Source organism: Pseudomonas sp. R4-39-08 (genome assembly GCF_003852275.1).
Lineage (GTDB): Bacteria > Pseudomonadota > Gammaproteobacteria > Pseudomonadales > Pseudomonadaceae > Aquipseudomonas.
In genome coordinates, this window is the sequence record NZ_CP027733.1 from 5,372,522 (window position 1) to 5,386,077 (window position 13,556).

The following is a 13,556-nucleotide window of genomic DNA, read 5'->3' on the forward strand; positions in this document are numbered from 1 at the left end:
TTTTCAGTGGCTGGGACATTTGCCCAAGGCTTTATGCCGCGCTGAACAGCTTATGCGGATCAATCACAAATTTCTTCGGCACACCCGCATCGAACTCGCCATAGCCACGTGGCGCGTCATCCAGGCTGATCACCTGCACGCCGACGATTTCAGCGATGTTGATACGGTCCCACATGATCGCCTGCATCAGCTGGCGGTTGTACTTCATCACCGGCGTTTGCCCGGTGTGGAAGCTGTGGGATTTGGCCCAACCCAGACCAAAACGAATGCTCAGGCTGCCCATTTTAGCGGCGGCATCGACAGCGCCTGGGTCTTCGGTGACGTAAAGGCCGGGGATACCGATCTTGCCCGCCACGCGCACCACGCCCATCAGTGAGTTGAGCACCGTGGCCGGGGCTTCGGCCTTGACGCCGTCATGGCCGTGGCCGCGTGCTTCAAAGCCTACGGCATCGACGGCGCAGTCCACTTCCGGCTCGCCGAGCAGCGCGGCAATCTGTTCGTGCAACGGCGTGTCGGTGGACAGGTCGGCGATTTCAAAGCCTTGGGCCTTGGCGTGGGCCAGGCGGATCGGGTTGACGTCACCGATGATCACGACCGCAGCGCCCAGCAGACGTGCTGACGCGGCAGCGGCGAGGCCGACCGGGCCGGCACCGGCGATGTAGACCGTGCTGCCTGGGCCAACGCCTGCCGTGACCGCACCGTGGTAGCCGGTCGGCAGGATGTCGGAGAGGCACGTCAGGTCACGGATTTTCTCCATCGCCTTGTCGCGGTCCGGCAGTTTGAGCAGGTTGAAGTCGGCGTAAGGCACCAGCGCGTATTCAGCCTGGCCACCGGTCCAGTCGCCCATGTCGACATAGCCGTAAGCGCCGCCCGGGCGCGCCGGGTTGACACTCAAGCACACGCCGGTGTGCATTTCCTTGCAGGAGCGGCAACGGCCGCACGCTACGTTGAAGGGCACCGACACCAGGTCACCGATCTTCAGGTTCTCGACGTCGCTGCCCTTCTCGATCACTTCGCCGGTGATTTCATGCCCCAGCACCAGGCCGGTCTGGGCGGTGGTGCGGCCGCGCACCATGTGTTGGTCGGAGCCGCAGATGTTGGTAGAGACCACGCGCAGGATGACGCCGTGCTCGATCTTCCTGCCACGGGGGTCCTGCATTTTGGGATAGTCGATTTTCTGTACTTCGACCTTGCCGTTGCCGAGATACACGACACCACGATTGCCAGACATGCTTTCACCTCGCTGTTGTTTTTATGGAACTGCGTTGCCCTGTTAGGTGGGCAGCGCGTTTAAGTGCTCGGGTTACAGATGCTGTTTTTGCGTTGTTTTTGAGGGCCTCATCGGGGGCTTGCTCCCGATGGCGTCAGTCAAAGCACCACAGTTCTATTGGCGTTCAAAAACACCCGCCGCTCGATGTGATACCCCACCGCCCGCGCCAACGTGAGCCCTTCAATATCGCGCCCTTTGGCAATCAAATCCTCGGGATAGTGGCTGTGATCCACCACCTCCACACCCTGGGCGATGATCGGGCCTTCATCCAGATCGTTGTTGATGTAATGCGCCGTGGCGCCGACCAGTTTCACGCCCTTGTTGTACGCCTGGTGATAGGGCTTGGCGCCTTTGAAGCCCGGCAGCAACGAGTGGTGGATGTTGATCGCCTTGCCGTCCAGCTTGCGGCACAGTTCCGGCGACAGCACCTGCATGTAGCGCGCAAGAATCACCAACTCGGCGCCGGTGTCTTCCACCACTTGCCACACCTGGCGCTCCTGGGACGGCTTGTCGTTGGGGTCCAGCGGGAAATGGAAGTAGGGAATCTGGTGCCAGTCGGCCAAGGGTTTCAGATCGGGGTGGTTGGACACCACCGCGACCACGTCCATCGACAATTGGCCGATGCGCTGGCGATACAGCAGGTCATTCAGGCAGTGGTCCGCCTTGGAGACCATGATCACCACTTTGGGCCGGTAGTTCGGCGCCGTCAGCTCGAAGATCATGCCAAAGGCTTCGCCGCGCGTGGCCAGGCCGTCGCGAAAGGCTTGCTCGTCAAAACCGTCCGGCTGGCGGAATTCCACACGGATGAAAAACCGGCCCGAGAGGCGGTCATCGAACGAGTGGTGCTCGGTGACGTAGCAGCCCTGCTCGAACAGGTAGCGGGTGACCGCGTCCACCGTGCCGAGCACGCTGGGGCAGTCGGCGGTCAAAATCCATGTATCGGGTGCGCGGCTCATTACGGTTGACTCCTTGATCGTTCCCACGCTCTGCGTGGGAATGCCGCCATGGACGCTCTGCGTCCGCTCTTGGGACGCGGAGCGTCCCGGGATGCGTTCCCACGCGGAGCGTGGGAACGATCAGGCTTGAACGCTCAGGCCAAACTCGGCCGAGGCGTCCTGCAGCCACAACCACCAGTAATCCGAGAAGCTGCGACGGATCAGCAGTTCCCAGGTGTCTTCTGCGGTATGACGGATCACCAGTTGCGACTTGGCGAACACCGTGCCCACCGCCTTGCCCACCGGGAAATTGTTGGGGTGCACGTCGTAGCTGGTGGACTTCATCAGCACATCGCGCACGTTCGGACCGCTGAGTTCAAGAATTTGCTGGCCGCCGCTGACGTTGACGATCTGGATATGCAGGTCGCCCAACGCCGCGCGCAGGTTTTGTTCGGCAGCGAACTCTTCGCCGCCTGGTACGATCAACAGCCATTCGTCCGGGCCGAGCCATTGCAGGCTGGTTTCACCGTTGACGATGACCTGCAGGGCGCCAGGCAGTTCGATGCCCAGGGCCTTGTGCACGCCGCTGGCGAATGCGGCATCGTGGCCGTCGCCGCGGAGGGTCAGGTGGCCCAGAAGTTTCTTTTCACGCACGGTCACGCCGGCATTCTTGCGGCCCTTGCCGACCAGGCTGGCGAGGTCGGCATGGTGCAGCGACGACTCGGCCTTGGCACCGGTGGTGGGGCGTTGTTGGTATACGTTGGCTGCTGTCATAAAGCACCTTGTCTTAAATTGATCGTTCCCACGCTCTGCGTGGGAATGCCGCCCGGGGATGCATTCCCACGCGGAGCGTGGGAACGATCAGGTATCAGATGTTCTGCCGCTCACCTTTCGGATCAAAGAACACCGAAGACACAATCTCCGCCTCGATCACGCTGCCATCGGCCTGGGGCGAAAACACCCGTTCGCCGATGCGCTTCAAGCCGCCCTTCACCACGCCCATGGCAAACGAATAGCCCAGGGAGTTGTGCGCATAGCTTGAGGTGACGTGGCCGACCATCTTCATCGGGATCGTCTGCTTCGGATCGAACACCAACTGCGCGCCTTCCGGCAGCCATACCGTCGGGTCAATCGGTTTGAGCCCGACAAGCTGCTTGCGCTCTTCACGCACGCAGTCTTCGCGGTTCATCCCGCGCCAGCCGATCCACGAGAACGGTTTGGTACGGCCTACGCACCAGCCCATGTTCAGGTCGTCCGGGGTCATCGAGCCGTCGGTGTCCTGGCCGACGATGATGAAGCCCTTCTCGGCGCGCAGTACGTGCATGGTTTCGGTGCCGTACGGCGTCAGGTTGTACTTTTTGCCGGCCTCGACGATCTGTTCCAGCACGCCCATGGCGTAGTCGGCCTGCACGTTGACTTCATACGACAGCTCGCCGGTAAACGAGATACGGAACACCCGCGCCGGTACGCCGCCCACCAGGCCTTCTTTCCAGGTCATGAACGGGAAGCCGTCCTTGTCCAGGTCGATGTCGGTGACTTCACTCAGCAGTTTGCGGCTATTGGGGCCAGACAGGGTCATGGTCGCCCAATGGTCGGTGACCGAGGTGAAGTACACCTTGAGGTCCGGCCATTCGGTCTGTTGGTAGATTTCCAGCCACTGCAGAACACGCGCGGCGCCGCCGGTGGTGGTGGTCATCAGGAAGTGGTTGTCGGCCAGACAGGCGGTGACGCCGTCGTCGAAGACCATGCCATCTTCCTTGCACATCAGGCCGTAGCGCGCCTTGCCCACGTCGAGCTTGGTCCAGGCGTTGCTGTAGATACGGTTGAGGAACTCACGGGCATCCGGGCCCTGGATATCGATCTTGCCGAGGGTGGACGCATCCAGCAGGCCGACGCTGTCGCGCACGGCCAGGCATTCGCGCTTGACCGCAGCGTGCAGGTCTTCGCCGTTGCGCGGGAAATACCACGGGCGTTTCCACTGGCCTACGTCTTCAAATTCGGCGCCGTTCTTCACGTGCCAGGCTTGCAGCGCGGTGTAGCGCACCGGTTCGAAGATGTGCCCACAGTGACGGCCCGCTATCGCACCGAATGTCACGGGTGTGTAGTTGGGACGGAACATGGTGGTGCCCATCTGCGGGATGGTCACGTTCAGCGAGCGGGCGGCAATGGCCAGGCCGTTGACGTTACCCAGCTTGCCCTGGTCGGTACCGAAGCCCAGCGCGGTGTAGCGCTTGACGTGCTCGACCGATTCGAAACCTTCGCGGGTAGCCAGTTCGATGGCGGCGGCGGTCACGTCGTTCTGCAGGTCGACGAATTGCTTCGGCGCCCGTGCGGTAACTTTTTCGTGCGGTACCTGGAACAGCGCCAGGGTCGGCTCTTCCAGACGGCTCAAGGCTTTAGGCAACACGCCTTCAACCGGGGCGAACCCGGCTTCGCTGGCCGCACGTACGCCGCCTTCGAACCCATCGGCCAGGGAATCGCCCAGGCCGTAGACGCCGTTGATACCGCCGACGCACACGCGTTTCTGCGGCGCTTCGCCCGGCACGAAACCGAGGATGTCTTCACGCCAGGTCGGCTTGCCGCCCAGGTGCGAGGCCAAGTGGACCACCGGGCTGTAGCCGCCGGAGCTGGCCACCAGGTCGCAGTCCAGCCACTCGCCGGGGCTGGTGACCTTGTGTGCTTTCACATCGATCGCAGCCACTCGGGCAGCGCTCACGCGCTTGGTGCCACGCGCTTCGACTACGGCGCTGCCGGTGAGGATACGAATGCCCTTGGCGCGGGCTTCTTCAACCAGCGCGCCGCGTGGGTTGTGGCGTACATCGGCCACCGCGACCACTTGCAGGCCCGCATCGAGCCAGTCCAGTGCAACGCGGTAGGCGTGGTCGTTGTTGGTCGACAGCACCAGCTTTTTGCCCGGTGCCACGCCGTAGCGGCGCACGTAAGTAGAGACGGCTCCGGCGAGCATGTTGCCCGGCACGTCGTTGTTGCCGTACACCAGCGGACGCTCGCACGCACCGGTGGCCAGCACCACGCGCTTGGCACGCACGCGGTGGATACGCTGGCGCACCACGCCAATCGGCGCGCGGTCGCCAAGGTGGTCGGTGAGGCGCTCGTGAATGGTCAGGAAGTTATGGTCGTGGTAGCCGTTGACGGTGGCGCGGGGCAGCAGCACCACGTCCGGCAGGGCTTTCAACTCGGCAATCACGCTGGCAACCCATTCGGTCGCCGGCTTGCCGTCAAGGCTCTCGCGCGAATCCAGCAGCGAACCACCGAACTCTTCCTGCTCATCGGCAATGATCACCCGCGCACCGCTGCGCGCAGCCGCCAGTGCAGCGGCGAGGCCAGCCGGGCCCGCGCCGACCACCAGCACATCGCAGTGACGGTTGAAGTTGTCGTAGGTGTCCGGATCGTTTTCGGTCGGCGAACGGCCAAGGCCGGCCGCCTTGCGGATGTACTTCTCGTAGGTCATCCAGAACGATTGCGGGTACATGAAGGTTTTGTAGTAGAAACCCGGCGGCATCAGCTTGCCGCCGACCTTGCCGAGGATGCCCATCATGTCGTTGTTCACGCTCGGCCAGCCGTTGGTGCTGGTGGCAACCAAACCCTGGTACAGCGCTTGTTGCGTGGCGCGCACGTTGGGAATCTGGGTGGCTTCGGTGGCGCCGATCTGCAGCACCGCGTTCGGCTCTTCGGCGCCGGCGGCGAAGATGCCGCGAGGGCGCGAGTACTTGAAGCTGCGGCCGATGATGTCGACGCCGTTGGCCAGCAGTGCAGCGGCCAGGGTGTCGCCTTCAAAGCCCTTGTAGCTCTGCCCGTTGAAGGTAAAGGTGAGGACTTTGTTACGGTCGATCCGACCACCGTTGGACAGGCGATTGATCTGGCTCATACCTTCTCTCCAGCGGCCTTGGCGGTGAATTGCGGCTTCTCGCCGATCTTGTAGGTTTCAAGAATTTCGTAAGTCAGGGTGTCGCGCGTTGCGTTGAAGTACTGGCGGCAACCGGCGGCGTGAATCCACAGTTCGTGGTGCAGGCCACGGGGGTTGTCGCGAAAGAACATGTAGTCGCCCCACTCGGCGTCGGTGCAGGCATTCGGGTCCAGCGGGCGCGGGATGTGCGCTTGGCCGGACGCGTGGAATTCCTCTTCGGAGCGCAGTTCGCCACAGTGAGGACAGAAGATATGCAACATAGGAAATTTCTCCTGTTAGTGGGCGACGGCCGCAGCGCCGTGTTCGTCGATCAGCGCACCGTTGTGGAAACGGTCGATGGAGAAAGGAGCGGCCAACGGGTGCATTTCACCCTTGGCCAGGCTCGCGGCAAACACGTTGCCTGAGCCCGGCGTAGCCTTGAAGCCACCGGTACCCCACCCGCAGTTGAAGAACATGTTCGGCACCGGGGTCTTGGAGATGATCGGGCAGGCGTCCGGCGTGGTGTCGACGATGCCGCCCCACTGGCGGTTCATGCGCACCCTGGACAATACCGGGAACATCTCGACGATGGCCTGGATGGTGTGTTCGATCACCGGGTACGAACCACGCTGGCCGTAGCCGTTGTAGCCGTCGATACCGGCGCCGATCACCAGGTCGCCCTTGTCGGACTGGCTGATGTAGCCGTGCACGGCGTTGGACATGATCACGCTGTCGATAATCGGCTTGATCGGCTCCGACACCAACGCTTGCAGCGGGTGGGATTCGATCGGCAAACGGAACCCGGCGAGTGACGCCATGTGCCCGGAGTTACCGGCCGTGACCACACCGACGCGCTTGGCGCCGATAAAGCCCTTGTTGGTTTCCACGCCGATGCACACGCCGTTTTCCTTGCGAAAGCCGATCACCTCGGTCTGCTGGATCAAATCCACACCGAGAGCGTCAGCGGCGCGGGCGAAACCCCAGGCCACGGCATCGTGGCGGGCCACGCCGCCGCGCCGTTGCACGGTGGCGCCGAGGACCGGGTAACGGGTGTTTTTCGAGCAGTCGAGGTACGGGATCTCGTCCGCTACCTGTTTGGCGTTGAGCAGTTCGCCGTCCACGCCGTTGAGGCGGTTGGCGCTGACGCGACGCTCGGAATCGCGGATGTCCTGCAGGGTGTGGCACAGGTTGTAGACACCGCGCTGGGAGAACATCACGTTGTAGTTCAGGTCCTGGGACAAACCTTCCCAGAGTTTCATCGCGTGTTCATACAGGTGCGCCGACTCATCCCACAGGTAGTTGGAACGCACGATGGTGGTGTTGCGCGCCGTGTTGCCGCCGCCCAGCCAGCCTTTCTCGACCACGGCCACGTTGGTGATGCCGTGCTCTTTGGCCAGGTAGTAAGCGGTCGCCAGACCATGCCCGCCGCCGCCGACGATCACCACGTCGTAGACCTTTTTCGGGGTCGGCGTGCGCCACATCTTCTGCCAGTTTTCGTGATGGCTGAGGGAGTGCTTGAAGAGGCCGAAGCCAGAGTAGCGTTGCATAGTCATTACTCCAAAACCGCGCTCAGCGATAAACCGGGAAATCAGCGCACAGGGCAGACACGTGCTTGGCCACGTTGGCCTCGACATCGGCGTCGCCGAGGTTGTCGAGGATGTCGCAGATCCAGCCGGCCAGTTCGATGCACTGCGGCACTTTGAAGCCACGGGTGGTCACCGCCGGGGTGCCGATGCGCAGGCCCGAGGTCACGAACGGCGACTGCGGGTCATTCGGCACAGCGTTCTTGTTGACGGTGATGTGGGCGCGGCCGAGGGCCGCGTCCGCGTCTTTGCCGGTGAGGCCCTGACGGATCAGGCTGACCAGGAACAAGTGGTTGTCGGTGCCACCGGAGACCACATCGTAGCCGCGCTTGATGAACACTTCGGCCATGGCCTGGGCGTTGTCGATCACCTGTTGCTGATACGCCTTGAAGCCTGGCTCTGCTGCTTCCTTGAAGCACACCGCCTTGCCGGCGATCACATGCATCAGCGGGCCGCCCTGGGCGCCGGGGAAGACAGCCGCGTTGAGTTTCTTTTCGATGGCTTCGTTGGCCTTGGCCAGGATCAGGCCACCGCGTGGACCGCGCAGGGTCTTGTGAGTAGTGGTGGTGACCACGTCCGCGTAGGGCAGCGGGTTCGGGTACAGACCGGCGGCCACCAGGCCGGCGACGTGGGCCATGTCGACGAACAGCAGCGCGCCCACCTTGTCGGCGATCGCACGGAAGCGAGGGAAATCCAGGGTCTTGGAGTAGGCAGAGAAACCAGCCACGACCATTTTCGGCTGGTGCTCCACGGCCAGGCGCTCGACTTCGTCGTAGTCGATCAGCCCGGTATCGGTGTTGATGCCGTACTGCACCGCGTTGTACAGCTTGCCCGAGGACGACACTTTGGCGCCGTGGGTCAGGTGACCGCCGTGGGCCAGGCTCATGCCGAGAATGGTGTCGCCGGCATTGATCAGCGCCAGGTACACCGCACTGTTGGCGGACGAACCTGAGTGCGGCTGCACGTTGGCGTAATCGGCGCCGAACAGCTGCTTGGCGCGCTCGATGGCCAGGGCCTCGACCTTGTCCACATGCTCGCAGCCACCGTAGTAGCGCTTGCCCGGGTAGCCTTCGGCGTATTTGTTGGTGAGGCCGCTGCCTTGAGCTTCCATCACACGCTTGCTGGTGTAGTTCTCCGACGCGATCAGCTCGATATGATCTTCCTGACGCTGCTCCTCGGCATTCATCGCCGCCAGCAGTGCGTCGTCATATCCCTGGATCTGGTCTTGTTTGCTGAACATCGCGTCTCTCCCAGCCTTTCGTATTGTTGAGGCCCGTGCAGGGCCCTTTGATGCGATGGTAGGGCTGGCGCGTGCAGGTCAAATGCCTGCGCACGCCACGCAAAGGTGCGTTTACGACATTGCTCAAACAACACAGAAATAAATGTGGGAGGGGGCTTGCTCCCGATAGCGGTGCATCAGTTTGCACATAGGCTGGCTGACACACCGCAATCGGGGGCAAGTCGAATCGTCGCACCGCCCCTCCCACAAGGGTTAAGCGATGATCTGGCGGATGAGTAGCAGCAGGAGGAAATGCGCGGGGTACAGAGCGTACGCCCAGCGACGCATGGCTGGCGGGGAGGCGCTTTTGGCATGTCGCAACAAGACCAATCCGGCCAATGGCGCGATCAGGCACGCGGCCAACCCGATCAGCGCAACGATCGAGCCGCTGTTGAGCAAAATCTGCCATTGGTTGGCGGCTACGCAAACCAAACCCGGTAACACGCTGAAATACCATGGCCGGCTGAATACCAGCAGCATCGCCAGTGGCAGCAATACACCAAAAAAACCGAACATCAGTTGCGTGGAAAAGACAGCGCCTGCTGCGAGCGCCAGCAGCGCCAATCCTCGATCAACAAGGGCTTTGTGCTGCCATCCCCTGGCAACCAGCACGCCCAGTGCCAGGGTCGGCAGCACATTCAACGTATCGGCATCCTCGATGAACAGCCGGTAGGGCACTTCGCTGATCACACTGAACAACAGCAGCCAGCCCAGGTAGCGCCACTGGCCGCTCATCGGCGCATTGCGCGCGCGATGCAGGTTCGCCGCGATCGCCAGGCAAAACCACGGGAACGCCAGGCGCCCCGGCACGTACAGCACATCCAGGCTCAACCCCACATAGCGCAGGTGGTCCAGCACCATGCTCAGCAGTGCCAGCCACTTGAGCAGATCCAAAGCGCCATCGCGGATACGTCCGACAGGAATCGTTTCAGTACCGTGCATAATTCCCCAACGACTTTGCATTTACAGTGCGTGCGCCCCCCTCCCAATCTTGGTTAAAGTGCGCACCAACATCGACCACAGGAATGGGCCATGACCGACAAGAGCCAACAATTCGCCAGCGACAACTATTCCGGCATCTGCCCGGAAGCCTGGGCCGCCATGGAACAAGCCAACCAGGGCCATCAACGCGCTTACGGTGATGATGAGTGGACCCACCGCGCCGCCGACGGTTTCCGCAATCTGTTCGAAACCGACTGCGAAGTGTTCTTCGCCTTCAACGGTACCGCCGCCAACTCCCTGGCGCTGTCTTCGCTGTGCCAGAGCTACCATAGCGTGATTTGCTCGGAAACCGCCCACGTCGAGACCGACGAATGCGGCGCGCCGGAGTTTTTCTCCAACGGCTCCAAGCTGCTCACCGCCCGCACCGAAAACGGCAAGCTGACCCCGGAATCGATCCGCGAAATCGCCCTCAAGCGCCAGGATATCCACTACCCGAAACCGCGCGTCGTCACGCTGACCCAGGCCACCGAGGTCGGCAGCGTCTACACCCCAGAGGAAATCCGCGCCATCAGCGCCACCTGCAAGGAGCTGGGCCTGAACCTGCACATGGATGGCGCACGCTTCTCCAACGCCTGCGCCTTCCTCGGCTGCTCGCCGGCCGATCTGACCTGGAAGGCCGGTGTAGACGTGCTGTGCTTTGGCGGCACCAAGAACGGCATGGCGGTGGGTGAAGCCATCCTGTTCTTCAACCACAAGCTGGCCGAAGACTTCGACTACCGCTGCAAACAGGCCGGCCAACTGGCGTCGAAGATGCGCTTTTTGTCGGCACCGTGGGTGGGCCTGCTGGAAAACGACGCCTGGCTCAAGCATGCGCGCCACGCCAACCACTGCGCGCAACTGCTCAGCAGCCTGGTGGCGGATATTCCCGGCGTTGAGCTGATGTTCCCGGTGCAAGCCAACGGCGTGTTCCTGCAACTCTCGGAACCGGCCATCGCAGCGCTGACCGCCAAGGGCTGGCGTTTCTACACCTTTATCGGCAAAGGCGGCGCACGTTTCATGTGTGCGTGGGATACCGAGGAAGAGCGTGTAAGAGAATTGGCGGCCGATATCAGGGAAGTGATGAACGCTTGAAGTAGAAATCAGCCCAGTCCGTGCTGGCCGATTGCCGAGTCTGTTTTTTGATATTTCTGACAGCAGCGCAATGTGATTTCGTTGTCTAGCCTCTTGGAACCCGGAAGGAAACGCAGCGATACCTGCCACCTTTCGGGTCTATTACCTGCCGAATGATCGGCCGGAAATACCTATCCAATGGAGAGCTTAATCATGGAATATCAAAACAACATCAATACCCTGCAAAGCAACGGCACCGACAGCACCACCGTCATCGACTGGGACGAGTTCAGGAAGCACGCAAAAGTCGGCGATACCATCCGCGAGCCATCCAGAACGCTCAGGATCTATGACAAAGTCTACGAAATGACAGCCTCAGGCCAACACTTCGTCATCCACATCTACGCCCAGTAACCCTCCCCACTGATCGTTCCCACGCTCTGCGTGGGAATGCCTCCTCCCCTGGACGCTCCGCGTCCCACCCCAACTCAAGGATGAGCACGTGGGTAGAAGCCGCTACGTCATCACCGAGCCCGAAAAGCCGCACTTTCTAACCTGTACGGTCATGGAGTGGCTGCCACTCTTCACCCGCAGTTACTTGGTGGACCATCTTTTAGATTGCTGGCGATATCAACAAAGTAACCATGCGTTAAACCTGTTTGGCTACGTCGTGCTGGAAAACCACCTGCACTTCGTTGCCCAAGCGCCCGACTTGGGAAAATGCGTCAGCCAATTCAAATCCTTCACTGCCCGCACCATCATCGACGACCTGCAGAGCAAAGGTGCGGAGCGCGTGTTACAGCGCCTGCGTTTCAGCAAACGTGCGCACAAGGCAGATCGTGTTTATCAACTCTGGCAGGAAGGCTCCCATGCAGAACTGGTCTACAGCGAGGCCGTCATGCGTCAGAAGCTTGATTACATCCATCACAACCCCGTGAAACGAGGCTATGTGGACCGCGCAGAACACTGGCGGTACTCCAGCGCTCGCAACTATGCAGGGATGGAAGGGCTGATCAACATCCAGCCTTGGTTCTAAAGAGAGGCGGGACGCGGAGCGTCCCAGGAGGCGTTCCCACGCAGAGCGTGGGAACGATCAGCGTGGTCAAGATCGATCGTTCCCACGCTCTGCGTGGGAATGCCTCCCCTGGACGCTGCGCGTCACCAGCGCTCGGGTCAGAACTCGATGCGCACATCGCCCTTCGGCACACTGCAGCATGACAGGATGTAACCCTCGGCTTCGTCCTCTTCGGTAATCCCGCCGTTGTGCTCCATCTCCACCTCGCCGCCCAGCTTCATTACCTTGCATGTGCCGCAGATACCCATGCCGCACGCTTTCGGGATCAACAGGCCAAGCTTGGCCGCCGCCGCATGCACGGTTTCGCCCGGCGCCACGCGGATGCTCTTGCCGGACGCAATGAATTCCACCTGATGCAGGTCCGCCAGGTCGACTTCAGGGGCATCAGCGGCTTGTTCGGCCTGCTCCACCGCGTCGGCCCGTGCTTCCGGCGGCGTCGCGCCGAAGGATTCTTCGTGATAGCGCGTCATGTCGAAACCGGCGGCTTCCAGCAGGCGTTTTACCGCGCTCATGTACGGCGTCGGGCCGCAGCAGAACACTTCGCGCTCGAGGAAGTCCGGCACCATCAGTTCCAGCATCTTGTGGTTCAGATAGCCGCGGTACCCGGCCCAGGGTTCTCCAAGCCCGTGCTTCTCACAAATCAGGTGCAGGCTGAAGTTGTCGATCCGCGACGCCATGTGTTCCAGCTCGCGGTGGTAGATGATGTCTTTGGGTGAACGGGCGCTGTGCACGAAGACCATGTCGACATTGGCGTTGGTGTCGTAAAACCAGCGCGCCATAGACATCACCGGGGTGATACCGACGCCGCCGCTCAGGTACAACACTTTCGGATTGGTGTAGTCGATCGCGTTGAACAGCCCCACCGGCCCGTGCACCGCCAGCTCCTGTCCTTCATGCAGCGTGTCGTGCAGCCAGTTGGAAACTTTGCCGCCCGGTACGCGCTTGATGGTCACCGAAAAGCTGTAGGGCACCGAGGGCGAACTGGAAATGGTGTAGGAGCGCATGATCGGCTGGCCTTCGATTTCCAGCTCCAGGGTGACGAACTGCCCGGGCTTGAAAAAGAACAGGATCGGTTGATCGGCCATAAAGCAGAAGGTGCGCACGTCCCAGGTTTCCTGGATGACTTTGACGCAACGGACGATGTGCCGACCATTGGCCCAGGTCTGGGTGGTTACCGGATTCAGGAAGCTGTTGGACATACTGTTCTCCACCGCCGAGGCTCGGCCTTATGGTGGCGATTCTGCGTAACGCGAGAATCCGCCATTTACCTATCTGCGACATTCACATACTTACCGCGACCAGCCCCCAACGACAGGGGGTTGCGCGTCGGGATCAGATTGGGCCATGTCGCCCATGGATAAGGTTCGACGCAACGCCGGGCCCACACTCGCTCCCAACGAAAGACACTTTCTTTACGCCTTGCACAGCACCAACCGTAGCCACTATTCGCCGGCCACA

At 61.5% G+C, this 13,556-nt stretch carries 12 protein-coding genes; 3 read left to right on the top strand and 9 right to left on the bottom strand.

Annotated elements, in window-relative coordinates; genetic code table 11:
- Positions 1-31 precede the first annotated feature (31 nt).
- The 8 genes from fdhA to C4J88_RS24955 form a co-directional block, all read right to left on the bottom strand.
- Positions 32-1,231, bottom strand: coding sequence for a formaldehyde dehydrogenase, glutathione-independent (fdhA, locus tag C4J88_RS24920; RefSeq protein ID WP_065885453.1), 1,200 nt, complete (start codon positions 1,229-1,231; stop codon positions 32-34).
- A gap of 137 nt (positions 1,232-1,368) precedes the next feature.
- Positions 1,369-2,226 carry a formyltetrahydrofolate deformylase gene (gene purU, locus C4J88_RS24925; RefSeq protein WP_124364704.1) on the bottom strand — a complete coding sequence of 286 codons (858 nt, stop codon included), beginning with the start codon at positions 2,224-2,226 and terminating at the stop codon, positions 1,369-1,371.
- A 120-nt stretch (positions 2,227-2,346) separates the two neighbouring features.
- The gene (locus tag C4J88_RS24930; RefSeq protein ID WP_124408366.1) at positions 2,347-2,979 is read right to left on the bottom strand and encodes a sarcosine oxidase subunit gamma; all 633 of its coding nucleotides are present in this window, start codon (positions 2,977-2,979) and stop codon (positions 2,347-2,349) included.
- Positions 2,980-3,073: 94 nt separating this feature from the next.
- On the bottom strand, positions 3,074-6,091 hold the full coding sequence (locus tag C4J88_RS24935) for a sarcosine oxidase subunit alpha (protein ID WP_124408367.1): 3,018 nt from the start codon (positions 6,089-6,091) through the stop codon (positions 3,074-3,076).
- The gene (locus C4J88_RS24940; RefSeq protein ID WP_122487201.1) at positions 6,088-6,390 is read right to left on the bottom strand and encodes a sarcosine oxidase subunit delta; all 303 of its coding nucleotides are present in this window, start codon (positions 6,388-6,390) and stop codon (positions 6,088-6,090) included. Before C4J88_RS24940 ends, C4J88_RS24935 begins: the two co-directional genes overlap by 4 nt.
- Before the next feature lie 15 nt (positions 6,391-6,405).
- Positions 6,406-7,656, bottom strand: a complete 1,251-nt coding sequence (locus tag C4J88_RS24945; RefSeq protein ID WP_010207084.1) for a sarcosine oxidase subunit beta — start codon at positions 7,654-7,656, stop codon at positions 6,406-6,408.
- Positions 7,657-7,678: 22 nt separating this feature from the next.
- Complete coding sequence (glyA, locus tag C4J88_RS24950) at positions 7,679-8,932, bottom strand: serine hydroxymethyltransferase (protein WP_124368610.1); 1,254 nt, start codon at positions 8,930-8,932, stop codon at positions 7,679-7,681.
- 252 nt (positions 8,933-9,184) lie between these two features.
- Positions 9,185-9,913, bottom strand: a complete 729-nt coding sequence (locus C4J88_RS24955) for a TraX family protein (RefSeq protein WP_124408368.1) — start codon at positions 9,911-9,913, stop codon at positions 9,185-9,187.
- 90 nt (positions 9,914-10,003) lie between these two features.
- Between C4J88_RS24955 and C4J88_RS24960 the strand changes: the two genes are divergently transcribed.
- The 3 genes from C4J88_RS24960 (at position 10,004) to C4J88_RS24970 (ending at position 12,059) form a co-directional block, all read left to right on the top strand.
- Positions 10,004-11,044 carry a low specificity L-threonine aldolase gene (locus tag C4J88_RS24960; protein ID WP_057723604.1) on the top strand — a complete coding sequence of 347 codons (1,041 nt, stop codon included), beginning with the start codon at positions 10,004-10,006 and terminating at the stop codon, positions 11,042-11,044.
- 192 nt (positions 11,045-11,236) lie between these two features.
- Positions 11,237-11,437, top strand: coding sequence for a hypothetical protein (locus C4J88_RS24965; protein ID WP_124368612.1), 201 nt, complete (start codon positions 11,237-11,239; stop codon positions 11,435-11,437).
- 88 nt (positions 11,438-11,525) lie between these two features.
- Positions 11,526-12,059 carry a transposase gene (locus C4J88_RS24970; RefSeq protein WP_124408369.1) on the top strand — a complete coding sequence of 178 codons (534 nt, stop codon included), beginning with the start codon at positions 11,526-11,528 and terminating at the stop codon, positions 12,057-12,059.
- Positions 12,060-12,196: 137 nt separating this feature from the next.
- Here the strand turns inward: C4J88_RS24970 and gbcB are convergent, their stop codons facing one another.
- Positions 12,197-13,297 carry a glycine-betaine demethylase subunit GbcB gene (gbcB, locus tag C4J88_RS24975; protein ID WP_124364713.1) on the bottom strand — a complete coding sequence of 367 codons (1,101 nt, stop codon included), beginning with the start codon at positions 13,295-13,297 and terminating at the stop codon, positions 12,197-12,199.
- Positions 13,298-13,556: the final 259 nt, after the last annotated feature.

Bases quoted from the DNA above. Each gene is read 5' to 3' on its own strand.
- C4J88_RS24955 (WP_124408368.1), bottom strand. From the start codon at position 9,913: ATGCACGGTACTGAAACGATTCCTGTCGGACGTATCCGCGATGGCGCT.
- C4J88_RS24945 (WP_010207084.1), bottom strand. From the start codon at position 7,656: ATGCAACGCTACTCTGGCTTCGGCCTCTTCAAGCACTCCCTCAGCCAT.
- fdhA (WP_065885453.1), bottom strand. From the start codon at position 1,231: ATGTCTGGCAATCGTGGTGTCGTGTATCTCGGCAACGGCAAGGTCGAA.
- C4J88_RS24960 (WP_057723604.1), top strand. From the start codon at position 10,004: ATGACCGACAAGAGCCAACAATTCGCCAGCGACAACTATTCCGGCATC.
- C4J88_RS24935 (WP_124408367.1), bottom strand. From the start codon at position 6,091: ATGAGCCAGATCAATCGCCTGTCCAACGGTGGTCGGATCGACCGTAAC.
- gbcB (WP_124364713.1), bottom strand. From the start codon at position 13,297: ATGTCCAACAGCTTCCTGAATCCGGTAACCACCCAGACCTGGGCCAAT.
- C4J88_RS24965 (WP_124368612.1), top strand. From the start codon at position 11,237: ATGGAATATCAAAACAACATCAATACCCTGCAAAGCAACGGCACCGAC.
- glyA (WP_124368610.1), bottom strand. From the start codon at position 8,932: ATGTTCAGCAAACAAGACCAGATCCAGGGATATGACGACGCACTGCTG.
- C4J88_RS24940 (WP_122487201.1), bottom strand. From the start codon at position 6,390: ATGTTGCATATCTTCTGTCCTCACTGTGGCGAACTGCGCTCCGAAGAG.
- C4J88_RS24930 (WP_124408366.1), bottom strand. From the start codon at position 2,979: ATGACAGCAGCCAACGTATACCAACAACGCCCCACCACCGGTGCCAAG.
- purU (WP_124364704.1), bottom strand. From the start codon at position 2,226: ATGAGCCGCGCACCCGATACATGGATTTTGACCGCCGACTGCCCCAGC.